The organism is Pasteurella canis, from assembly GCF_020810675.1.
GTDB lineage: Bacteria > Pseudomonadota > Gammaproteobacteria > Enterobacterales > Pasteurellaceae > Pasteurella > Pasteurella canis.
Map to the genome: position 1 here is coordinate 909,251 of NZ_CP085871.1, position 22,867 is coordinate 932,117.

A 22,867-nucleotide genomic window follows, 5' to 3' on the forward strand; every position below is an offset into this window, starting at 1 on the left:
TCAATTATTAAGAAAAATTAGATGGTACGTTTGATCTCAACTACTTCAAAGACTTCAATCTGGTCACCAACTTTTACATCGTTGTAGTTTTTCACACCAATACCACATTCCATACCATTGCGCACTTCTGCCACATCATCTTTAAAGCGACGTAATGACTCAAGTTCACCTTCAAAAATAACCACGTTATCTCGCAGTACACGGATTGGATTATTACGTTTCACAATACCTTCTGTCACCATACAACCTGCAATCGCACCAAATTTTGGATGGCGGAATACATCACGTACTTCAGCAAGACCTATAATTTCTTGCTTAAATTCAGGTTGTAACATACCACTCATGGCCGCTTTAATTTCATTTAACAGTTCATAAATGATTGAGTAATAACGCAAATCAATACTTTCTGATTCAATAATACGGCGTGCTGAAGCATCTGCACGTACGTTAAAGCCAACAACAATTGCATTTGAAGCTGCAGCTAAAGTAGCATCTGTTTCAGTGATACCACCAACACCAGACCCCACTACTTTGACTTTAACTTCATCAGTTGAAAGTTCATGTAAGGATTGAACAATAGCTTCTACTGAGCCTTGTACATCAGCTTTCACAATCACATTCAACTCAGCAACATCACCTTCAGCCATGTTAGTAAACATATTTTCTAATTTCGCTTTTTGTTGGCGTGCTAGCTTGACTTCACGGAATTTACCCTGACGGTATAATGCGACTTCACGAGCTTTCTTCTCATCACGTACAACTGTAGCCTCATCACCCGCTGCTGGTACACCTGATAAACCCAATACTTCTACTGGAATTGAAGGTCCTGCACTTGCTACTTCTTTACCATTTTCATTACGCATCGCACGCACACGACCATATTCAAAGCCACAAAGTACAATATCTCCACGATGTAACGTACCTGATTGAACAAGAATAGTTGCAACTGGACCACGTCCTTTATCAAGATAAGATTCGATTACAACCCCCGTTGCCATCCCATCTTTCACAGCTGTTAATTCAAGCACTTCTGATTGTAATAAAATCGCTTCTAGGAGCTCATCAACACCCGTTCCTTTTTTCGCAGAAACATAAACAAATTGTGTATCACCACCAAATTTTTCTGCAACAACTTCATGTTGTAATAATTCCGTTTCAACACGTTCTGGATTTGCCTCTGGCTTATCAATTTTATTTACCGCAACAACGATTGGTACACCCGCAGCTTTCGCATGTTGGATAGCCTCTATGGTTTGGGGCATTACACCATCATCTGCAGCAACAACGAGAACAACAATGTCTGTTGCTTTTGCACCACGTGCACGCATAGACGTAAATGCAGCATGTCCTGGTGTATCTAAGAAGGTAATCATTTTACCATCCGTTTCAACATGATATGCACCAATATGTTGTGTAATACCGCCAGCTTCGCCTGATGCAACTTTAGCTTTACGAATATAGTCAAGTAATGAAGTTTTACCATGGTCTACATGGCCCATAATGGTGACAACAGGAGCACGAGTAACTAATTCTGCATCCAGATCACGATCACTCATAACAGATTCTTCTAGTTCATTTTCTTTACGAAGAATAACTTTATGCCCCATTTCTTCTGCAACAAGTTGTGCAGTTTCTTGGTCAATCACTTGGTTAATCGTTGCCATTGCACCCATTTTCATCATAGTTTTGATGACTTCTGTTGCTTTGACCGCCATTTTGTTTGCTAACTCTGCGACAGTAATCGTTTCACCAATCACAACATCACGATTGACTGCTTGTGCAGGTTTTGTAAATGCCTGTTGTAACGCACTACCTTTTTTCGCATTTTTACCTTTGCCGCCTTTACCGTCTTTTTGATTACGACGATTAGATTCACGTTCATTTTTTGAACTTTCTTCTTCGCGACCACCTTTTTTCGCTTTTACAACTTTATTTTTACCGCCACGATTACGACTTTCTTTACGGCGAGCTTCTTCATCTTCTGCTTCACGCGCATAACTAGAAGTTAAGTTATAATCGGCATAATCTTCTGAAGTTGTTGAGTCAAAATCATCATCAGCTAATTCTGCATAACGTTTAGCCTCTTCAGCTGCTTTACGCGCTAATTCTTCTGCTTTTTGGCGAGCTAATTCATCCGCCTTACGACGTAATTCAGCCTCTTCTGTACGGCGTTTCTCTTTTTCAGGATCAACTGGTTTAACAGCAACTGAGGCAGCTTGTTGGGCTTTTTTAGCCTCTTCCGCTTTCATTTGCTTCGCTTTTTCAGCGTCTAAACGTGCTTTCTCCTCTGCTTCTTTCTTCGCTTTCTCTGCTGCAAGTCTTTCTGCTTCTTGAATTGCCTTTAACTTAGCCTCTTCTGCTTTTTTCGCTGCATCTGTTGGCACAGTACGTTTTTTACGCACCTCAACTTGAACTTCTTTTGCTTTACCACCTGCGGTAGTGCTTACTGTCGTTTTCGTTCTACGCTGCAAGCTCAGTTTCTTCGGGGTTACCCCATCGGCTTTTTTTACATCATCTGTCATATCTTCACTCCTACCATTACTCACTGAACCAACAGATATTACGTGCAGCCATAATGAAGTCTGCTGCTTGTTCCGCTGTTAAATCTTCAATATCAGCTAAATCATCAACACCTTGTTCTGCAAGTTCTTCTAGAGTAGTAATCTTTTTCTCTGCTAATTTTAATGCGATATGTCGATTCATTCCTTCTAAATTAAGTAGGCGATCTTCAATATGTGCTTGTTTTAGCGCTTCTTCTTCCGCTAATGCTGTAGCCGTAATCGCATCTTTCGCACGTGCTTGTAACTCTTCGACTAGATCTTCATCTTCTAAACCATCAATCGCAGTTAATTCACTGACTGAAACATAAGCTAATTCTTCTAAAGTCGAAAAGCCTTCTTCAATTAAAAGATGAGCAAATTCTTCATCAATTTCTAAAGCATTCATAAATAGTTTTAATACTTTATTGTCTTCTGCCTGATGTTTTTGATCTAATTCATCTGTTGTCATCACGTTTAGCGTCCAACCTGTTAATTGTGTTGCTAAACGTACATTTTGACCATTACGACCAATTGCTTGTGCAAGATTTGCTGATTCAACAGCAATATCCATAGAATGTGAATCCTCATCAACAACAATAGAACTCACATCCGCTGGGGCCATCGCATTAATAACAAATTGAGCTGGATTATCATCCCAGAGCACGATATCGACACGCTCACCACCTAACTCATTTGTAATAGCTTGAACACGTGCACCACGCATACCTACACAAGCACCAACTGGATCAATACGTTTATCATTACTTTTTACTGCAATTTTTGCGCGTGAACCTGGATCCCGTGCTGCATTTTTAATTTCAATTAATTCCTCACCAATTTCTGGTACTTCAATACGGAATAATTCAATTAACATTTCAGGTTTTGCACGAGTAACAAATAATTGTGCACCTTTATTTTCTGGACTCACTTTATATAACACACCGCGTACTCGATCACCAGGGCGGAAATTTTCGCGTGGTAACATATCTTCACGCAAAATCACCGCTTCTGCTTGTTGACCTAAATCTAAAATAATATTATCGCGATTTACTTTCTTGACTGTGCCTGTCACAATTTCACCTTCTTGAGAACGGAATTGTTCAACAATTTTATTACGTTCCGCCTCACGAATCTTAGTACTGATTACTTGGCGAGCAGTCTGCATTGTAATACGATCGAATGCGACAGATTCAATTTGATCTTCAATATATTCACCTAATTGAATTTCTGGATCTTCGAATTGAGCAGCTTCTAAAGTAATTTCTTTCGTTGGATTAGTCACTTCTTCTACGACTAACCAACGACGGAAAGTATCAAACTCGCCAGTCTTAGGATTGATCACCACACGAACATCAATTTCTTGTTCATATTTCTTCTTTGTTGAAAGTGCTAACGCACTTTCCAATGCCTCAAAAATCTTCTCACGTGGTAATAATTTTTCATTTGACACGGCTTCAGCAGCCAATAAAAGTTCTTTACTCATTGCTCTGTTCGCTCCTTTTTAGAATTTAGGAATAATATTGGCTTTTTGAATATTGCCAAACACTAAAACTTGCTCCTGACCATCTACAATTATCGTCAGCATATCGTTCTCAATTTTCTCTAATTTACCCTGCCATTTACGACGTTCTAACACGGGAATACGCAGATGTACTGCAATATCTTCACCGATATAGCGTTGATATTGTTCTAGAGTAAACAATGCTCTATCTAACCCTGGTGAAGAAACCTCTAAATTATATTTATCACTAATTGGGTCTTCGACATCAAGAAGTGCACTCACTTGGCGGCTTACATCTGCACAATCTTCCACAGTTACACCACCTTCTTTATCAATATATAAACGAACTGTTAAATATTTACCTGAACGTTGGCATTCTATTCCCCAAAATTCACAGCCTAAATCTTCAACAGATTCTTGTAATAATTCTTGTAACTTTTGTTCTAAACTTGCCAAAAGAAAATCCTCTTAAATTCATTATGAAGCTAACACACTAACACTAGTATCTTTTTTTATACTGTTAACCTCAAATTTTAGACGTAAAAAAAGGACTCGTTTGTCCAGTCCTTACATCAAAAAATCTCCATTCAGATACGAAAAAACCCCATCATTTAGGGGCTTCTTTACTGAACTGTCTGTAAAGTGGTTGCGGGGGCCGGATTTGAACCGACGGCCTTCGGGTTATGAGCCCGACGAGCTACCAAGCTGCTCCACCCCGCGTCCGAAATATGTCAGCATTATAGATAATTTAGTTAAAATAGCAAGTTTTAATTCATATTTTTTGTATTTTTTCAAAAAATCACACAAAATTAACCGCTCTTTTCGTTAAAAGCGAACACCCGTACCAATACCGATACCAACCCCTACACCGCTACTTCCTCCATCAGCATTCACGCTACCGCCAATAGCGCAACCTGAAATAATAAGACTCATTATAATCATCATAATGTTTTTTTTCATATTACTTCTCCCATTCAAATTGAGCAGACACATTTTCAAATAAACGATAAACGGCGCTTAAATCTGTTTTTGCAATTGATTTAAATGGTAACAAAAGATAATAAATAAAGCGATACTTGCGCAGTGTATCGCATACTAATTGCCATACCTCAGCATTACCTAATTCAATATAAACTTGAATTAAGCGTTTCACTTCTTGATCTGAAATTACTTTTGAACGACACAACCCATGTAAAAAAATGATTACATCACGCGCTTTATCCCATATAATTTTTTCTTTATGATATATATGAGCCTCGAAATCCAAAAAGTTCACTTTTCTATCTTGCCATGTCATATCTCTTAACACGGGTCGCCCATGAATTAAATCTTTTTCATGCAATTCAATGAGTGCTTTTATGCAATCAGATAAGATTGTCTGCTTTAATTCTGTAGATACAGTAGGATCTTCTTGCCAATCAATAGCAGTTCTTCCAACATCTTCTAATACGAAAAAATCTTCATTATATAAGTGCAGCATGGGCACTGGTGCACCAACGGATTCAAAATAACGTAGTGTTTTAATTTCTTGCTGAAAAGACGTTTTCGGATTAGGTTTTAATAATTTCCAAATTCCTTTAAGCTGTTCTGGTTGCTTTAACCAGAAATGTTGACCAAAATATTCAAATCGATAAATTCTTGTTCCTTTATGATTTGCAAATAAATGTTTAACATACGCTTCAAAAGTTATGTCTATCGATTCCATTTCTCTATTTTCCTTTTCTTAAACAAGAAAGTGCGGTGATAATCAACCGCACTTTACTTTATAATCCATCATTTATTTTTTATTAAGCTCAATTTACTGACTTTATCATTAGCTAGCTGACACTCCATTGTGTAGTATTGTGTGCCATTTAAACGTACTGTTGCTTTAATATTATTCGCCGTGACAACCGCATTTTCTGGACTACGGAAAACACGATTAGTTTGTGCGACTTGCTGAATTTTAGCAATACATAAATAGTTTACTTTTGCGTCACTTCCTGTATTAATACGACTAGCACTAGCATCAGCTTTATTATTTCCCAGAATTTTGAGTAATTTCTTACCTTGCGTCAATAACTCACTTTGTTTTTCTGAGCTAACATCAATTTTTTGACCTTTTATATTCACAGCCTTAGTCAATTTACCCACATGATCAAATTGATAAATACCTGTTGCATCTTGTACAACAGCTAATTTACCTGTTTGATAGAAAAACTTACTCACATTACTATCTTTTTGAACACGAATAAATTCTGGATGTGTACTTAAATAAGCGAGATAGCGTTCATTATTGTATATATACTCAAATGTCCGTAATGTTGTTGCTTTTTGCTCTAAACTGGCTAAATCGATACCTAATGCTTGTGTTGCTGCTTGTGCAGAAACGACACTCACATCACGTGTACTTGTTTCGGGTAAATGACTACAAGCGAATAAAGCTAATACAGAAGAAAATAAAACAGCTCTAGTACAATATTGGCGCATAAAGTTTCCTTAAAAGAATAAAATAGCTTTTCATTTTAACGAACTTTAATCAATTTTTGAATAAAATTTCCACTTTTATCAAAATAAGTCAGCTTGAGCAAAAATAACGAAGTATTTTACTTCGTTATTTCTCTCATATTATTTAGTTAAAAATAAGGCAGCAGCACCTCGTACTCCACCAGAATCACCATATTTGGCTTTTTTAATCAATGGAATTTTAGCACTACGTAATAAATGAGGTGGTAACGCTTTTGGTAATGCTTCATAAAGATGATCAAAATTAGAAAGTCCACCACCCAGTACGATCACATCTGGATCTAAAATCGTAATAATATTCGCAATAGAAACAGCACAAAGCTCAATAAAAAGTGTCACAAACTTGACCGCACTCTCATCATTAGCATAAAAACGCTGAATAATTTCTTTTGCACTTAATGCTTCTCCTTGTAAATCACGGTAAAGCATCTCAAAACCGCGACCAGATAAATAAGTATCTAAACAAGCACGATTACCACACCCACAATCATAGATAGGTGCATTATCCCAGCCTAATAACTGTAATGCATGATAATTTAATTGGATATGACCTAATTCGCCAGCCATCCCTGTTTGTCCCGAGTGAATCTTACCATTAAAAATCAAACCACCGCCAAAACCAGTACCAAGAATAAGACCTAATACACTAGAGTATTGAGCATTATCCTCATCCCATGCTTCAGAAAGTGCAAAACAGTTAGCATCATTTTCAGCACGTACTTCACGACTAAGACGAGCTGAAAGATCTTGTAAAATAGGTTTATGATCTGCTGCACGAATATTAACAATTTCAGCGATACCCGTCGTTGGATTAACAAAGCCAGGTATACCTAATCCTACTGATCCTTTACAATTAAACATTTCATCTGCTTTTTGTACTAAAGAAACAATTGTACTTAACCACTCTTCATAGCTTTCTTTTGGTGTTTCTACTCGTTCACTATAAAGTTTTTCCAATTTTTCATTAAATACAGCAAGCTCTATTTTTGTACCACCAATATCAAACCCGTATAACATTTTCACCTCACTCACAAAAAATAATCTTGATTTTAACGATTCTTTTATTTTTATTTATTGATAAAAATCGCTTTTTTATACAAAAACGCAAAAATAGCCCAATGGACCAGAAAAGCAATTAGTGTACTAACGAATAAGTCTATTGGATAATGCATACCAAAACGTAACCGACTAAATAACATAAAGACCGCCCAAATTGCAGTTGTAACTACTAGTAACTTTGCACCTAAAGAGCGAACTCCTAACAAATGGACAAATCCAACGGCGAGCATTAACCAAGTTGCAGCAAAAATCGTATGCCCTGAAGGAAAAGCATAGCCGACTTCCTTTTCATAATGTCCTTTTAACCAAGTAGGAATATCTGATCTCGCTTGATAAAATTGATCAACAAATTGAGAACGGATTTTACGGTCTTGTGCATAAAAATGCTCAACTGTAATGCCAGCTTCTTCCGCAATATAAACGACATAAGGACGAGGCTCTGAAAAAATTGTTTTCAAACCACTTTTAATTCCCTGTGTCAAAATGACTGAAAATGCCATTACAACAACACCAAGTATCCATTGCTTTTTATTATGAAATAAAGGAAAAAACAGTAATGTAAAGACGCCACAAGTAATGACTGCGTAAGGCACACTACCTGTTTCTGTCAAAACATAAAGCGGATAATCATAATCAGTCATTAAATCTTTGTTATCCCATTGCCATGTAAAAATCCAAGCAAAAAAAGGGACAATACAAAGCAATAAGGTATATAATGACAATCTTTTTAACATATTGACGACCATAAGATTGATAATCTGAAAGAGCGACATTCTATCAGATAAAGTGTAAAAGAATAAGGATTGATTATGGCAAAAATTCAACGAGTTACCGAAGCCAATTTGCCAACAGAATTTGGCATATTTAAAATCGTCGGTTTTGAATTTCCAGACACGAAAAAAGAGCATGTTGCCCTTGTACTAGGCGATGTAGAAAACAGCAATGAACCTGTTCTTGCACGTATTCATTCAGAATGTTTAACAGGTGATGCATTACATAGCTTAAAATGTGATTGCGGTTTTCAATTAGCGGCCGCATTACGCCAGATTAGCCAAGAAGGGAAAGGTGTTCTAATCTATCATCGCGAAGAAGGGCGCGGTATTGGATTAATCAATAAAATCCGTGCTTATGCATTACAAGACAAAGGAATGGATACAATTGAAGCAAACCTTGCTCTTGGCTTTGCTGCGGATGAACGGAATTTTGAAGTTTGTGCGGATATGTTTGATTTGCTTGGGATCAAAAAAGTACGTTTACTCACTAACAACCCTAATAAAATTGAAACAATGAAAAAAGCAGGAATCAATATTACTGAACGGGTCGCATTAAATGTAGGAGAAAATCGCTACAATACTGAATATCTTGATACTAAAGCAAAAAAAATGGGGCATTTTATTGTTCACAATCAACAAAAACATTTACTTGAATGTCCATATTGTTCAGAAGAAATTCCCACTAAAGAAGACTAAAACACTTTCGCCTACTCACTCAGCGTAGGCGAAACATTAACTAAACGACCACGTTTTAACTCACTTGCTATTCACCTTACGATATAAATCCTTACTATAAATGATACCTGTCGGATTATTAGTATGATAACCAACTATTGTTGAATGAATAAATATTGGTTTTGTATATTGGAAAATGGGTAATACAACATTCTCTTGCTGTAGTTGTTCCGCAATCTGATCATACAATGCTTGTCTTTCTGCTTCTGGTTGAGGCCGAAGTGTTGTTTCTAATAACTTATCAATATCTGCATTACGATAAGAGATCTTATTATCAGGAGAATAAGAATAGAATGAATGTAAGAAAGCTGAAGGTTCATTATAGTCAGCACACCATCCTGAGCGAATGAGTTGAAAATCACCTTTTTCTCGCTTTTCTAAAAGCTGTTGCCTAGACACAGGTTCTGCGCTTATTCGAATCATATCTGACTGAGACCACATTCGAACTAAACGTTGTGCAATATTATTGTGCAAATTATCTTGATCATAAGTTAATTTTAATTGTAATGGCGATTTTTCAGTGATTCCATTTTGCTCAAGTAATTGCTCCATGACAACAGGCTGCCAAGCTAAATCGGACTCCATTCGCATGGAATGTGGTAAAAAATGTGTAGTTGTCTGCATTTGAGGCGCTACATCTTGCACAATACGCCTACTAGAAATCATTGAGGTTAGTGCTTTACGTACTGAATGGCGTTTTAAAAGTGGATCGGCTAAGTTGAATTCGTAATAATAAGTACAAAGCTGAGGAAAATATTGTATTTCTATAGGTAAATTTTTAGGTTCAAAGACAATATCTAAGTCAGATACCGATTCAGTATTGTTTAATTTTTGATAATCAACAAATTTAAACGATACTTTCTCACTCGCCCAATAGTTATAATTTTTTTCTAAATGAATTAAATTACCCTGCTGATTTACTAAACGATAAGCACCATTACCAATAAATTCGCTTGTTTGTTTTTGATAATTTGGTAAAAGTACTACATGAGCTAACATAGCTGGAAGATGAGGTGTAGGCTTATCAAGCTGAATGCGTAAGATATTTTCGGCAACAGCCTCAACACCAAGCTGATCTACAGCCATATTCCCCTCAATGACAGCTTGGCTATTTGCTAAATTTAAAAAGCGTAAATAGGATTTTAATTGACTATTAGAGCGTGCTAATGCTTGCCAACTTGCTACAAAATCTTGTGCACTTAAAAGATCACCATTTGACCAACGAATACCATCGCGTAATAGAAAAATCCATGTTTTATAATCTTCTGTTTGCCAACTTTGTGCAACCGCAGGGATGATATTTCCCATTGCATCATAAGCAGTCAATCCTTCTAATAAATCTCGCAAAAATACATTTTGTTCAGTATTCGTGATCGAATGAGGGTTAAGTAATAAATCATGATATACGCCGCGAGTTAATAACTCTCTTGTCGGTGTTCTATCGATAGATAGAGTAGAGGTCGTTATTTGAGCATCTGATTTAGATTGGATTGGTTTAGGATCACAAGCAGATAAACAGGAAACTATAAAAAATAAGACCGCACTTTTAACACATAAAATGCGGTTTATTTTTAAAAGAAAAAACAAGCTAGAGTGGCTAAACATTAAATAAATTCCAATGAAATAATGTACATTATACAAACAATGTTTAGCGAATACCAATTATTGCTTAGCGGTTTTAATCCAAAAGAAAAAGAACCAATACTTAGTCAATAAAACTAATATAATAATCGTTCTTCCAATCATACTTGGTGTAAAATAAAAACCGATCGACAACATCGCGGTAGCAAATAGTAAAATCCAAAATTTCGATTTTTGACTTAGAGAACGATCTTCTTTAAAAGATTTAAGATGTTTATTATAAAGTTTAGTTTGCAAGAACCAATCATGTAAACGATCTGACCCCTTTGCAAAAAAGAATAATGTCAATAATAAAAATGGCGTTGCTGGTAGTAATGGTAAAATAATGCCTAATATACCTAAACCGAGAAAAATAAAGCCTAATAAAATATAAACTGCCTTCATAACGATCCCTTTGAATAAAAACGATTCTCAATTATCTACAATTTTTTCGCTTTTTCAAGCTGGATATTATAAAATTTTGCCCCATATAATAAAAATCACTTTTATTTAAAAGGAATATCATGACAAATCCATTACTTACTTTTGACGGTTTACCGCCATTTTCGCAAATTAAACCAGAACATATTCAACCTGCAGTAGAAAAACTTATCCAAGACTGCCGTACAAGCATCGAACAACTCGTTCAGCAAGAACATATTAGTTGGGATAATTTCATTTTACCATTAACCGAAATGAGCGATCGTTTTAGCAAAACTTGGTCTCCTATTTCTCACCTTAATTCAGTAAAAAATAGTCCTGAATTACGTGAGGCTTATCAAGCATGCTTACCATTATTATCTGAATATAGTACTTGGGTTGGACAACATAAAGGTCTATATAATGCCTATCAACAATTAAAAAATAGTCCTGAATTTGAAAAGTATACACTTGCTCAGAAAAAAGCAATTGATAATGCATTACGCGACTTCAAGCTTTCAGGGATTTCTTTACCAGCAGAAAAACAAAAGCGTTATGGTGAAATTTCTGCTCGCTTATCTGAATTAACTTCACAATTTAGTAATAATGTCCTTGATGCTACAATGGGCTGGGATAAAATCATTGAAGATGTTAAACAATTACAAGGTTTACCTGAATCAGCATTACAAGCCGCTCAGCAATCCGCAGAAAGCAAAGGGCTAATGGGATATCGCTTCACTTTAGAAATCCCAAGTTATTTACCTGTTATGACTTACTGTGAAAATCGCGAATTACGTGAAGAAATGTACCGCGCATTTGTTACGCGTGCTTCGGAACAAGGTCCTAATGCAGGAAAATGGGATAATAGTCCTATTATGGAGGAAATATTAAATCTACGTGTTGAATTGGCGAAGCTCTTAGATTTCAATACTTACACAGAACTTTCTCTTGCAACCAAAATGGCCGAAAATCCACAACAAGTTCTCGATTTTCTAGACAGTTTGGCAATTCGCTCTAAAGAACAGGGGAAAAAGGAGTTAGAAGAATTAGAAGTATTTTGTCGTACAGAATTTAATATTAAAACACTTGAAGTCTGGGATATCGCTTTTTACAGCGAAAAACAAAAACAGTATTTATATTCAATCAATGATGAGGAGCTACGTCCTTATTTTCCAGAAAATCGTGTCATTAGTGGATTATTTGAGCTAATAAAACGTATTTTTAATATTCGTGCAGTTGAACGTTTTGATATCGATACTTGGCATAAAGATGTCCGTTTTTTCGATTTAATTGATGAAAAAGATCAAGTGAGAGGTAGTTTCTACTTAGATCTTTATGCCCGCGAACACAAACGCGGCGGTGCATGGATGGACGATTGTATTGGTCGCCGTAAAAAATCGGATGGTTCAATTCAAACACCTGTCGCTTATTTAACCTGTAACTTCAATGCACCTGTTGGAAACAAACCTGCTTTATTTACTCATGATGAAGTCACTACTTTATTCCATGAGTTTGGTCACGGTATTCACCATATGCTTACACAAATTGATGTTGCCGATGTTGCTGGTATTAATGGCGTACCTTGGGATGCTGTAGAGTTACCAAGTCAATTCTTAGAAAATTGGTGCTGGGAGCCCGAAGCACTTGATTTCATTTCTGGTCATTATGAAACTGGAGAGCCTTTACCAAAAGAAAAACTAGCTCAGTTATTAAAAGCAAAAAATTTTCAAGCTGCAATGTTTGTACTTCGCCAATTAGAATTTGGTTTATTTGATTTTTACTTACATCATCATTTTGAACCAAACAAACAAGGTCAAATATTGGAAACATTAAAAGCTGTGAAGGAAAAAGTTGCAGTAATTAAAGGAGTAGATTGGGCGAGAACACCACATAGTTTTAGTCATATTTTTGCAGGTGGTTATGCTGCTGGCTACTATAGCTATTTGTGGGCTGAGGTTCTTTCAGCAGATGCGTTTTCTCGTTTTGAAGAAGAAGGTATTTTTAATGCAGAAACAGGTCAATCCTTCTTAAACGAAATTCTTAGTCGTGGCGGCTCAGAAGAACCAATGACTTTATTCAAACGCTTCCGTGGTCGTGAACCACAATTAGATGCGTTATTAAGACATAAAGGGATTGCTAACTAACTATGTTGAAAAAATAGAAAAAAGTAACCGCACTTTGTATTATCAAAGTGCGGTTAAACTTATCAAATATTATATCAACTAATTTAACCAACCTGCTTGCTGAGCAATAAAGAGTAATGTAAATGAGCTAAGATACATTAATCCAATTAAAGATAACCAGAATAACCCACCTTTTACCTTATGCTCACCTTTTAATACAAGAGATAAATTTAAATAAGCAAATACAGGAGTTGAAACAAAAGATGCAATCATTGCAAATTTTAACATCGGTCCAACCGCGTTATTAAAATAGAAAATAATTGCTAAACCTGAAATTGCCGCCAATGTAATTGCAATATTTAAGAAACTAGGGCGACTTTCTCGCTTGCCTAAAATTAAACGTAGACTTTCAACATTTGTACGCGAATAACCATCAATGACAGTAATTGTTGTGCCAAACATACACATAAAAGCAATAAATGCGATTAATCCTCTCGCCCATTCACCAATCGTCGAGGCATACATATTAATTAATTGAGCAATATATTTTCCACCCACCATTTGTACTGCCTCACTTGAGCCATGCTGTACTAATGCACCTAAAGCTAAAAATACTAATGCTAAAAGTGCTGTACCAATATAACCGACATTAAAATCCCAAATTCCATCTTGATAAGATACTTTAGATACACGACGTTTCGCAATCACCCACATTGAGTTAATTGCCGAAATTTCAATCGGAGCAGGCATCCATCCCATTAAGGCAACAATAAAACCTAATGCAGCTAAATTCCATGGACTTGCACTAACATAATCTACAGGTGCAACCCCTTGAATACCATTACGGCTCAATGCAATAATAACTGCTATTATTGTTGTAATAGTTAATGCAATCATAATTAATTTAGACAACCCGTCTAATAAACGATATTTGCCTAATAATAAAATTAACGTACTCACACCGATAACAATTAAGCTTAACTTTGGAAGCGCTATCATTCCAGCAGGTAAGACAAAGGTTAAAATAGCCGCACATAAAAGACCTACTGCAGCAGTATTAATGACGGTAGCAAACACATTCATTAAAAAGAAAACCCACAAATAGATTTTTCCTTTTTTCAAATAACCTTGTAATAGTGTCTCGCCAGTATCTAAGGTGTATTGCACACCAAAACGGAAAAACGGATATTTAAAAAGATTGGCTAGAATAATGATAATTGCAAGTTGCCAACCATAAATGGCACCAGATTGAGTTGAGGCAATCAGATGAGAGCCACCTACAGCAGCCGAAGCCATTAAAATACCTGGACCTAAAGCAGATAATTTAGAATTCCAAGTTGATTTTTCTAATTCTTGAGTTGTTTCTGTCATAATGCGTTCCAAAAAATAATTTTTATTATTGATATAAGGATAAACATTGTTTATAACAATGTTTTAACAATATCTTATATTTATAACAAAGAGTCAACAGAACAAAAATAAAACAAAGTTAGTATTTAATGCTAATAAATATCAATCTATAAGAATAAAAAACCAACTTTAAATGAAGTAAAACAAAATCATATTATTGTATAAAATACAATCTAATATAAAATAAATTTAAAAAAATAATAAAATAATTTAAAAATTAAATAGAAATGACTGTGCAATAAAGAGAATATTAAATAATGGTGGCTGGGGTACTAGGATTCGAACCTAGGAATGCCGAGATCAAAACCCGGTGCCTTACCGCTTGGCGATACCCCAATTAAAATATCTTAGATTTGAAAATTATAGAAGATTGTTTTGATAGTATGGCTGGGGTACTAGGATTCGAACCTAGGAATGCCGAGATCAAAACCCGGTGCCTTACCGCTTGGCGATACCCCAACGACTACATTTTGAATTAAAAGCTAATGAATGGTGCGGGACGAGGGACTTGAACCCACACACCTCGCGGCGCCAGAACCTAAATCTGGTGCGTCTACCAATTTCGCCAGTCCCGCAAATATGGTGGCTATGACGGGATTCGAACCTGTGACCCCAACATTATGAGTGTTGTGCTCTAACCAACTGAGCTACATAGCCATTTTCCTATTTGCATTCACCTCATCGGCTTTGCGGGGCTAATTATGCTGATATCGCCCCCACTCGTCAACTCTTTTTTTTATAAAAATGAAAATTTTAGCTTATTCGCATAGAGTTTGAACAAATCTCTCTAAAAACTGACCGCACTTTATTCAGATAACAATCGACGCAATAAACTACCATCTAATAAAGCACGTTTAATTAAAGCAAATGCGCCTATCACATCTTCATTTTTTAATTCAGAAGCAACTAAAGGAGTATTCTTAACAAATGCAGGTAAAGCATGACTCTCTAATGAGCGTTGAATAGCTGCAAACAAAATCGTTTTGGCCTGTGTAATTTCACCAGAAATAACAATTTTTTCTGGATTAAACATATTCACACTCATCGCAAGCACACGCCCAATTTGAACACCAACATGTTCAATTAACTCTATAGCTGCTGCATCCTGTTTATTACTGGCCTTGCAAATTGCTTCAATATCATGGGTATCTAAAGAAAGCCATTTACTTTGATAACCATCTTGTAATAACTCATGCATTTTTTTCTCAATTGCAGTGTTACTGACGACAGTTTCTAAACAACCAACATTACCGCATAAGCAACGTTTGCCTAATGGATCAACTTGGATATGTCCAATTTCCCCCACATTGTTTTTATAGCCGAGAAAAACCTCATGATTAATGACAATACCAGCCCCCACTCCACGATGAATACGTAATAAAAGCGAATCATAACAATCTTGTGTTACCCCAAAATAATGTTCTGCTAAGGCAAGGCTGCGCACATCATGTCCAATAAACGTTGGTAGGCTTAAATGCTGAGTTATTTTGTTCGCTAAATCCCATGGTGCATTTAACTGCAAATGAGGCATGTATTCAATCATACTCGTTTTTACATCTACAAAGCCAGGAACTGTAATCCCAATCGCAATAAATTCACAGCCACGTTTTTGGTTTTCTTCAATAAATACATTTAACTGTTGTAAAAGAAATGCTTCTATATTTTCCACATTTTGATTTTCGGGCAAATCAAGCACATCTTTTTTCAATAGCTTAGTAGACAAATCCATTATCGCAAAAGTCGTATGTTTACGACCTAAATGAATGAGAATAGAACGAAATGCTTTATATTCAGCAACAATAGAGGTTGCTCTGCGGCCTCCTGTTGACTCCTGTTGTTCAACTTCTTTAATCAGACCTCGAGCTAAAAGATGCCGAGTAATTTTAGTCACACTTGCAGGCGCAAGTTGACTTAATTCAGAAATTTGAATACGAGAAATCGGTCCTTGTTGATCGATGAGTTTGTAGACTACCGCACTATTCATCTGTTTCACTAAATCAACATTTGCTATCTGATGATTTTCTCGCATGTTTTACCCCAATAAAAAAATAATTGACCTATTTTAATGGCGATTAAGATAATTAGGAATCATTTTCGCAACACAATTTACTTTTGTGCAATTTTTAATGTAGAAGAGAATAATTCTAATCCATTTGCATTGCCAGTTTTAACCATTGAATTCATAACTTGAGTCGGTGAATGTAATAATTTATTTGTCAGTTTATAACTGAGCTCTCTTAATACATTTTCAGCATCTTCGCCTTGTGTCAACGCAAGTAAAGACTTCTCCAATAATTGCTGACGAATATCTTCTGCATTATCACGATATGAGCGAATTAAATTAGAAAATTGATGCACTTTTAACCACTCAAAAAAATCCTCACATTCTTGCTCAATAATTGATTGTGCTTGTTCTGCTGCTTTTTGTCTTTCAGTAAGATTCCGTTGAATCATATGTTGTAAATCATCAACAGTATAATAATAAATACTTTCGAGCTGATTAACACTTTCTTCAATATCACGTGGCACGGCAATATCAACTAATAACATCGGTAAATAACAACGTGCTTTTTGTGCCAATTTTACCATCTCTTGACTAATGAGAATACTCGGACTACTTGTTGAGCTAATGACAATATCTGCTTGATTCAGTCCTTCTTGTAATTGTTCAAGCGAGAGAATCTGAATATTTTCCGAATTGTCTAACTTTTCAACTAATTTCTGAGCTCGCTCGATAGTGCGGTTTGCAATCATGATATTATTCACTCCATGACGTAACAAATGACGACTCACTAATTCGATAGTTTCTCCTGCCCCTACTAAAAGTACATTTAATTTTTTTAATGATTCAAAAATTTGACGAGCCAAACTACAAGCTGCATAAGCAACTGAAACAGCACTATTACCAATAGTGGTTTCTGTTCTCACTCGTTTAGCCGTTGAAAAGGTTTTTTGAAATAAGCGGGAAAGCTCGCCAGACATAGGCAGCTCTCTCTGTTGGTAATATTGTTCACTCATTTGGTAGGCTTGTTTAACCTGCCCTAATATTTGAGGCTCTCCCAAAATCAGTGAGTCCAAACCACAAGCTACACGCATGAGATGCGAAGCAGCTTGCTGATTATGTCGCGAATAAATACAATCGGCCAATTCATTCAAAGGCAATTGATGTATACCAGCAAACCATTGTGTACAAGTATCAGCCCATACTTGTGCTTGTTGAGGGGGAATATCTTTATTATGTAAATAAACTTCAGTGCGGTTACAAGTCGATAAAATCACAGCACTATCCACTAACTTATATTGCTGAATTTGCTGTAACGCTTCAACACGCTTTTCATCGGAAAAGACCACTTTTTCACGTATAGCGACGGAAGCTGTTTTATGATTAATACCGAGGACGAGAATTGTCATAAATTATTAACACAAGCCAAACTTAACTGTAATGGCTTGATGCACCCACAGAATAAATAAAATAAATAATTTTATTTTAATCAATAGTCATTCAATGAGCAAACTTAACCATAATAATTTTGTTTAAATACTAAATTGGAGTGAGCTAAAACACATCTTTGGCTTGCCGTAAGCGAATAAATGAAGCTAAATCAGATGCTATTAAAAATGGATTAATTTGTTTTTCTAATATCAAGGTTGTTGGTAAACTTGGTTGATTATCCCTTCTGAGTAGCTCTACTTTTTTAAGATGTTTTTTTAGCATAGATTGATTCTCTATTACTGTTTCAGCAAAATGTAAATTCGCTAATGTATATTCATGTGCTGGACAGACAATCGTCTGATCTGGTAGAGCTTTTAAACGCTGCAATCCCTCAAACATTTGCTGATAATTACCTGTAAATACTCGACCACATCCTGCTGAAAAGAGACTGTCCCCACAAAATAAATGTCCGTCTACGAGATAACTCACATGTTGTTCAGTATGTCCACCTGTTTCTATGACTTGAATTTGATAATGTTTTGTTTCAATCAACGCACTAGTGATAATGTGAGTGGCACCTTTTAAACGTGTTTCTTCAGGTCCCCAAATTTCAATATCAGGATAATATCGTTTAAAGTCTGCTATGCCTGCTGTATGATCAGCATGATGATGAGTTAATAAGAGTACTTCAACATTTAACTGATTATTGATTAAAAATGGTAATAAATTTTTTGTTTCTGGAATATCGATCACAATTACAGGTAAATCTTCTCGTCTATAAAGCCAAATGTAGTTATCATTCAGTGCAGGAATTGGTACTAACATAGATTCTCCTAAAAGGTTTGATAATGTTGTGGAGCGCAAAATATCCCAAAGAAATCGCATTACCATCTAGTTGGCAACAACTCAACAATGGTGAACAATATTGTAACTTACTTACACAATATTTTTCTGCATGGTTTCCTAAAATATTAGGCTATCATTTCTTAAAATTAGGGGGCTTAAGTGCAGAAATTGCATATGATCTTTTTTTACCGCATCAAATTATTTTATCCCCTGAAATTACAGACACACTCAATAAACTATCAAAACAACAAAATACATCATTCATTCAAGCAAAATTAACTGAGCTGCCCTTTTTAGAAAGCTCAATTGATGCTTGTCTTCTAACAAATATATTAAACTTTAGCCAAGACCCTCACCAAATTTTACGTGAAGTTAATCGTGTATTAATAGATGATGGTTATCTTTTTTTATCGTTATTTAATCCGATCAGTCCACTATTATTTAAACGTTATTTTCATAAAAAACCACATGACAGACTCCTTTTTCGCCATTACTTGCTTTGGCGCATTATAGATTGGTTAGAATTATTAAATTTTGAAATTTTAGAATGTAAACCGCTGTTACAAAGTCAAAAAACAAGCTGCTTTTCGCACCTAGTCACTATTGTCGCTCGTAAGCAAACTTATCCACTCACGCTAAATCCTCAAAAAATATGCTTCCATAAACAACCGCTTTTTGAACCAGCAAATGCATTTAGAGAAAGTATATTAGGTAAATAAGTGCAATTTGACTTGCAGTGCAAAATAAACTCTCCTATTATGCCAAGCTTTTAGAATAATCTAAATATTGAGATAACAATGTCCGAACAAACTTTTATCCCTGGCAAAGATGCTGCCCTTGAAGAAAGTATTAATAAATTTCAGCAAAAACTAACCGCACTTGGTTTCAATATTGAAGAAGTATCCTGGCTAAACCCAGTTCCTAATGTTTGGTCTGTACATATTCGTGATAAAGATTGTCCACAATGTTTTACTAATGGAAAAGGTGCAACTAAAAAAGCAGCTCTTGCTTCTGCATTAGGCGAATATTTTGAACGACTTTCCACTAATTATTTCTTTGCTGATTTTTATCTAGGTCAAGAAATAGCCAATAGTAATTTTGTGCATTATCCAAATGAAAAATGGTTCCCCATTGAAGATGAAACACTGTTACCAACAGGTATTTTGAATGAAGAACTTTTAGATTACTACGATCCTAATCAAGAATTAACCCCAGAATTATTAGTAGATCTACAATCAAGCAATTATCAACGGGGTATTGTTGCGCTACCTTATGTTCGTCAATCAGATCAATCAACGGTTTATATTCCACAAAGTATTATTGCAAACCTATATGTCTCTAATGGTATGTCTGCTGGAAACAGTAAATTTGAGGCTCGAGTCCAAGGTTTATCGGAAATTTTTGAACGCTATATTAAAAATAAGATTATTGCCGAAGCGATTAGCCTACCATTAATTCCATCAGGGGTGCTTGCTCGCTTTCCATTAATCCAAGCATCCATTCAAAAGTTAGAAGAAGAAGGCTTTCCAATTCTCGCTTACGATGCCTCCATAGGTGGCAAATATCCTGTTATTTGTGTCATTTTATTAAATCCTAATAATGGTACTTGTTTCGCCTCTTTTGGGGCTCATCCCAACTTCCAAGTCGCATTGGAACGTACAGTAACAGAGCTATTGCAAGGGCGTAGCTTAAAAGATCTCGATGTATTTACCCCACCATCGTTTAACAATGAAGATGTTGCCGAGCATGCTAATTTAGAAACGCACTTTATTGATTCAAGTGGCTTAATTTCTTGGGATTTATTTAAACAAGATGCCAGTTATCCATTTACAGACTGGGATTTCTCAGGAACAACAGAACAAGAATACAATACACTAATGGATATTTTTCAAGCTGAAGGAAAAGAAGTGTATATCATGGATTATCAACATCTGGATGTTTATGCATGTCGCATTATCGTGCCTGGGATGTCTGATATTTATCCAGTGGATGATTTAATTTATGCTAACAATAATATGGGAATGGATTGGCGTGAGATATTACTTGACTTACCTCATTTTCATCATCCACAAGATACTTATCAGGAGCTATTAACAGAACTAGATGAACAAGGTATTGATGACACAACACGTGTGCGTGAATTCATTGGCATCGTTGCACCAACACGGTCTGGCTGGACAACATTGCGTATTGGAGAGCTTAAATCCATGCTTCATTTGGCTGTTGGTAACTTAGAAGCAGCACTTGACTGGGCAAATTGGACATTAAATATGAATAATTCAATATTCACAGCTGAACGTGCAAATTATTATCGTTGCTTAGTTCATAGTATTGAACTCTTTCTCGATAAAAACCGAATACCAGAGCAATATTGCATGGTTTTTGAAAAAATGTACGGTCAACATGCTGTACAATTTGCTTGGAAAGCAATCCAAGGTGGTAATCCTTTCTATGATTTACTTGCTAGTGATGAAAACTTAAAACAATTTCAAGCGCATCAGAAGCTACTACAAGCATACGAAAAATTACAGAAAGCAAAACGTGAAAATTGGTAATCAATTTCTGTTTAAAGGGTATCATTTGGTGCCCTTTATCATTGTTGTGATCCAGTGCAAAGAAATCTTTTCTATCTGATGATAATATAATAGAGTTATTTTATTCAACTATAAGGAGTGATCTTATGCAAGGCTGGACATCTGAAATGTGGCAAGCAGCAGTTATTGGCTTAATTATTGGTTTCGTCATTAGCTACTTATTACTTCGTTTCACAAAAGATTCAGTAAAAAAACAAGTGAAAACAGAAGCAGAATTGCAAAAAGTCAAAAATCAATTAGACAATCAAAAACAACAACTTGAAAAGCATTTTGCTGAAAGCGCTGAGCTACTAAAAAACATTGCGCAAGATTACCAAAAGCTTTATAAACATTTAGCTGTATCATCAACACAGCTATTACCTGAGTTAACGCATAAGCCACTGTTCTCAAATGAGTTAATCACTAGTACAAGTGAAAAACACAATAATATAAATACTGATGAACAACCTAGAGATTACTCCGAGGGTTCTTCAGGTTTATTAAAAAATGAAAAAAATAATGAATAACAATGTAAAAGCCAGAATATGCATTATTCTGGCTTTTATAAACTCTTGATTTCAATTCAGTGGTGGAGTTGGCGGGGGTTGAACCCGCGTCCGAAATTACTCTACCTTCAGTACTACACGTTTAGTCTAGTGTTTCGTTTAATTTGCTTTCTATAAACAGATTGACTTTGACTTATTAAAATCATTTCAATCCATGTAGTTAAAAAAGTATTTTTTCTTTGTTATATAATCTCACTGCTTATCTCCCTTTTTTGATTAAATTATGACAAAATATTGCTGTTTATTCACTCTGGATACATATCACTATATAAGCATCTAATCAAAAATACTTTTATTCTTTACATCTTTTTGATAGACTGAGTTCACTTTTTGGGGCTGATTCTGGATTCGACGGGATTAGCGAAGCCCAAGGTGCACGTCGAGGTGCGGTAGGCCTCGTAAATAAACCGCAAAAAAATAGTCGCAAACGACGAACAATACGCTTTAGCAGCTTAATAACCTGCTCATAGCCTTCTCTCCCCAGCTTCCGCTCGTAAGACGGGGATCAAGAGGAGTCAAATTCAAACGAGATCGCGTGGATGCCTCCGCTTGAGGATCGAAGCGTTAAATTGAATCAAGCTAGTTTATCTATCGCGTGTCTGTCCGCAGTGGGTAAATGAAACTAAAGACGAGACTAAACGTGTAGTACTGAAGGTAGAGTAATTTCGGACGCGGGTTCAACTCCCGCCAGCTCCACCACCGAATTGAAATCAAGAGTTTATAAAAGCCAGAATAATGCATATTCTGGCTTTTTTATTATTTA

General features: G+C 35.8%; 19 protein-coding genes, 5 tRNA genes and 1 other RNA gene. 6 read left to right on the forward strand and 19 right to left on the reverse strand.

From position 1 onward, the window contains the following. Positions 1-17: 17 nt before the first annotated feature. The 9 genes from infB to K7G93_RS04340 all read right to left on the reverse strand — a co-directional run bounded on the left by infB (position 18) and on the right by K7G93_RS04340 (position 8,351). On the reverse strand, positions 18-2,522 hold the full coding sequence (gene infB, locus K7G93_RS04305) for a translation initiation factor IF-2 (RefSeq protein WP_226690531.1): 2,505 nt from the start codon (positions 2,520-2,522) through the stop codon (positions 18-20). 16 nt (positions 2,523-2,538) lie between these two features. Further along, positions 2,539-4,023: a transcription termination factor NusA gene (gene nusA / locus K7G93_RS04310; RefSeq protein ID WP_226690530.1), complete on the reverse strand. Its 1,485-nt coding sequence runs from the start codon at positions 4,021-4,023 to the stop codon at positions 2,539-2,541. A gap of 18 nt (positions 4,024-4,041) precedes the next feature. Beyond that, positions 4,042-4,497, reverse strand: coding sequence for a ribosome maturation factor RimP (gene rimP, locus K7G93_RS04315; protein ID WP_160530945.1), 456 nt, complete (start codon positions 4,495-4,497; stop codon positions 4,042-4,044). A 187-nt stretch (positions 4,498-4,684) separates the two neighbouring features. Next, positions 4,685-4,761: transfer RNA gene (locus K7G93_RS04320), tRNA-Met, on the reverse strand. 105 nt (positions 4,762-4,866) lie between these two features. Continuing rightward, positions 4,867-5,001 (reverse strand): hypothetical protein, encoded by a 135-nt coding sequence (locus K7G93_RS10460; RefSeq protein WP_258691311.1) that lies wholly within the window; start codon positions 4,999-5,001, stop codon positions 4,867-4,869. Position 5,002: 1 nt separating this feature from the next. Then, positions 5,003-5,746: a BUD32 family EKC/KEOPS complex subunit gene (locus tag K7G93_RS04325; RefSeq protein WP_160530947.1), complete on the reverse strand. Its 744-nt coding sequence runs from the start codon at positions 5,744-5,746 to the stop codon at positions 5,003-5,005. Positions 5,747-5,814: 68 nt separating this feature from the next. Next, positions 5,815-6,510 (reverse strand): hypothetical protein, encoded by a 696-nt coding sequence (locus K7G93_RS04330; RefSeq protein ID WP_160530949.1) that lies wholly within the window; start codon positions 6,508-6,510, stop codon positions 5,815-5,817. A gap of 138 nt (positions 6,511-6,648) precedes the next feature. Next, positions 6,649-7,563 (reverse strand): N-acetylglucosamine kinase, encoded by a 915-nt coding sequence (nagK, locus tag K7G93_RS04335; protein ID WP_049214563.1) that lies wholly within the window; start codon positions 7,561-7,563, stop codon positions 6,649-6,651. Positions 7,564-7,613: 50 nt separating this feature from the next. After that, positions 7,614-8,351 carry a phosphatase PAP2 family protein gene (locus K7G93_RS04340; protein ID WP_049214562.1) on the reverse strand — a complete coding sequence of 246 codons (738 nt, stop codon included), beginning with the start codon at positions 8,349-8,351 and terminating at the stop codon, positions 7,614-7,616. Positions 8,352-8,414: 63 nt separating this feature from the next. On the opposite strand from K7G93_RS04340, the gene ribA reads away from it, so the two are divergent. Then, entirely contained in the window at positions 8,415-9,074 is a 660-nt protein-coding gene (gene ribA, locus K7G93_RS04345) for a GTP cyclohydrolase II (protein WP_049214561.1), read from the forward strand. Positions 9,075-9,134: 60 nt separating this feature from the next. On the opposite strand, the gene K7G93_RS04350 is transcribed toward ribA, so the two are convergent. Both K7G93_RS04350 and K7G93_RS04355 read right to left on the reverse strand, forming a co-directional pair. Then, on the reverse strand, positions 9,135-10,718 hold the full coding sequence (locus K7G93_RS04350; protein WP_226690529.1) for a peptide ABC transporter substrate-binding protein: 1,584 nt from the start codon (positions 10,716-10,718) through the stop codon (positions 9,135-9,137). Between the two features lie 57 nt (positions 10,719-10,775). Then, the gene (locus tag K7G93_RS04355; RefSeq protein ID WP_049214559.1) at positions 10,776-11,138 is read right to left on the reverse strand and encodes a YbaN family protein; all 363 of its coding nucleotides are present in this window, start codon (positions 11,136-11,138) and stop codon (positions 10,776-10,778) included. Between the two features lie 119 nt (positions 11,139-11,257). Between K7G93_RS04355 and prlC the strand changes: the two genes are divergently transcribed. Continuing rightward, entirely contained in the window at positions 11,258-13,297 is a 2,040-nt protein-coding gene (gene prlC, locus K7G93_RS04360; protein WP_224046304.1) for an oligopeptidase A, read from the forward strand. Between the two features lie 78 nt (positions 13,298-13,375). Here prlC and K7G93_RS04365 read toward each other — a convergent pair whose 3' ends face one another. From K7G93_RS04365 to gloB, 8 genes are all read right to left on the reverse strand, one after another. Next, positions 13,376-14,647 carry an NRAMP family divalent metal transporter gene (locus K7G93_RS04365; protein ID WP_049214557.1) on the reverse strand — a complete coding sequence of 424 codons (1,272 nt, stop codon included), beginning with the start codon at positions 14,645-14,647 and terminating at the stop codon, positions 13,376-13,378. Between the two features lie 300 nt (positions 14,648-14,947). Then, positions 14,948-15,022: transfer RNA gene (locus tag K7G93_RS04370), tRNA-Gln, on the reverse strand. Positions 15,023-15,070: 48 nt separating this feature from the next. Further along, a tRNA-Gln gene (locus tag K7G93_RS04375) sits at positions 15,071-15,145 on the reverse strand. Between the two features lie 31 nt (positions 15,146-15,176). Beyond that, positions 15,177-15,261, reverse strand: a tRNA-Leu gene (locus K7G93_RS04380). A 5-nt stretch (positions 15,262-15,266) separates the two neighbouring features. Continuing rightward, a tRNA-Met gene (locus K7G93_RS04385) sits at positions 15,267-15,343 on the reverse strand. A gap of 148 nt (positions 15,344-15,491) precedes the next feature. Beyond that, entirely contained in the window at positions 15,492-16,715 is a 1,224-nt protein-coding gene (locus tag K7G93_RS04390; protein WP_227798315.1) for an ROK family transcriptional regulator, read from the reverse strand. 77 nt (positions 16,716-16,792) lie between these two features. Next, positions 16,793-18,097, reverse strand: coding sequence for a glutamyl-tRNA reductase (hemA, locus tag K7G93_RS04395; protein ID WP_226690526.1), 1,305 nt, complete (start codon positions 18,095-18,097; stop codon positions 16,793-16,795). A gap of 145 nt (positions 18,098-18,242) precedes the next feature. After that, entirely contained in the window at positions 18,243-18,944 is a 702-nt protein-coding gene (gene gloB, locus K7G93_RS04400; RefSeq protein ID WP_160530965.1) for a hydroxyacylglutathione hydrolase, read from the reverse strand. 23 nt (positions 18,945-18,967) lie between these two features. Between gloB and K7G93_RS04405 the strand changes: the two genes are divergently transcribed. The 4 genes from K7G93_RS04405 (at position 18,968) to ssrA (ending at position 22,803) form a co-directional block, all read left to right on the forward strand. After that, positions 18,968-19,684 carry a class I SAM-dependent methyltransferase gene (locus K7G93_RS04405; protein WP_160530968.1) on the forward strand — a complete coding sequence of 239 codons (717 nt, stop codon included), beginning with the start codon at positions 18,968-18,970 and terminating at the stop codon, positions 19,682-19,684. 78 nt (positions 19,685-19,762) lie between these two features. Then, entirely contained in the window at positions 19,763-21,520 is a 1,758-nt protein-coding gene (gene ycaO, locus K7G93_RS04410; protein WP_226690525.1) for a 30S ribosomal protein S12 methylthiotransferase accessory factor YcaO, read from the forward strand. Between the two features lie 125 nt (positions 21,521-21,645). Beyond that, positions 21,646-22,065 (forward strand): Z-ring associated ZapG family protein, encoded by a 420-nt coding sequence (locus tag K7G93_RS04415; RefSeq protein ID WP_049215303.1) that lies wholly within the window; start codon positions 21,646-21,648, stop codon positions 22,063-22,065. 371 nt (positions 22,066-22,436) lie between these two features. Next, positions 22,437-22,803, forward strand: a transfer-messenger RNA (tmRNA) gene (gene ssrA, locus K7G93_RS04420). The last annotated feature ends 64 nt before the right edge of the window (positions 22,804-22,867 follow it).

Bases quoted from the DNA above. Each gene is read 5' to 3' on its own strand.
- infB (WP_226690531.1), bottom strand. From the start codon at position 2,522: ATGACAGATGATGTAAAAAAAGCCGATGGGGTAACCCCGAAGAAACTG.
- K7G93_RS04330 (WP_160530949.1), bottom strand. From the start codon at position 6,510: ATGCGCCAATATTGTACTAGAGCTGTTTTATTTTCTTCTGTATTAGCT.
- K7G93_RS04415 (WP_049215303.1), top strand. From the start codon at position 21,646: ATGCAAGGCTGGACATCTGAAATGTGGCAAGCAGCAGTTATTGGCTTA.
- K7G93_RS04325 (WP_160530947.1), bottom strand. From the start codon at position 5,746: ATGGAATCGATAGACATAACTTTTGAAGCGTATGTTAAACATTTATTT.
- gloB (WP_160530965.1), bottom strand. From the start codon at position 18,944: ATGTTAGTACCAATTCCTGCACTGAATGATAACTACATTTGGCTTTAT.
- K7G93_RS04365 (WP_049214557.1), bottom strand. From the start codon at position 14,647: ATGACAGAAACAACTCAAGAATTAGAAAAATCAACTTGGAATTCTAAA.
- K7G93_RS04390 (WP_227798315.1), bottom strand. From the start codon at position 16,715: ATGCGAGAAAATCATCAGATAGCAAATGTTGATTTAGTGAAACAGATG.
- hemA (WP_226690526.1), bottom strand. From the start codon at position 18,097: ATGACAATTCTCGTCCTCGGTATTAATCATAAAACAGCTTCCGTCGCT.
- K7G93_RS04355 (WP_049214559.1), bottom strand. From the start codon at position 11,138: ATGAAGGCAGTTTATATTTTATTAGGCTTTATTTTTCTCGGTTTAGGT.
- K7G93_RS10460 (WP_258691311.1), bottom strand. From the start codon at position 5,001: ATGAAAAAAAACATTATGATGATTATAATGAGTCTTATTATTTCAGGT.
- ycaO (WP_226690525.1), top strand. From the start codon at position 19,763: ATGTCCGAACAAACTTTTATCCCTGGCAAAGATGCTGCCCTTGAAGAA.
- nagK (WP_049214563.1), bottom strand. From the start codon at position 7,563: ATGTTATACGGGTTTGATATTGGTGGTACAAAAATAGAGCTTGCTGTA.
- K7G93_RS04350 (WP_226690529.1), bottom strand. From the start codon at position 10,718: ATGTTTAGCCACTCTAGCTTGTTTTTTCTTTTAAAAATAAACCGCATT.
- ribA (WP_049214561.1), top strand. From the start codon at position 8,415: ATGGCAAAAATTCAACGAGTTACCGAAGCCAATTTGCCAACAGAATTT.
- K7G93_RS04340 (WP_049214562.1), bottom strand. From the start codon at position 8,351: ATGGTCGTCAATATGTTAAAAAGATTGTCATTATATACCTTATTGCTT.
- prlC (WP_224046304.1), top strand. From the start codon at position 11,258: ATGACAAATCCATTACTTACTTTTGACGGTTTACCGCCATTTTCGCAA.
- K7G93_RS04405 (WP_160530968.1), top strand. From the start codon at position 18,968: ATGTTGTGGAGCGCAAAATATCCCAAAGAAATCGCATTACCATCTAGT.
- nusA (WP_226690530.1), bottom strand. From the start codon at position 4,023: ATGAGTAAAGAACTTTTATTGGCTGCTGAAGCCGTGTCAAATGAAAAA.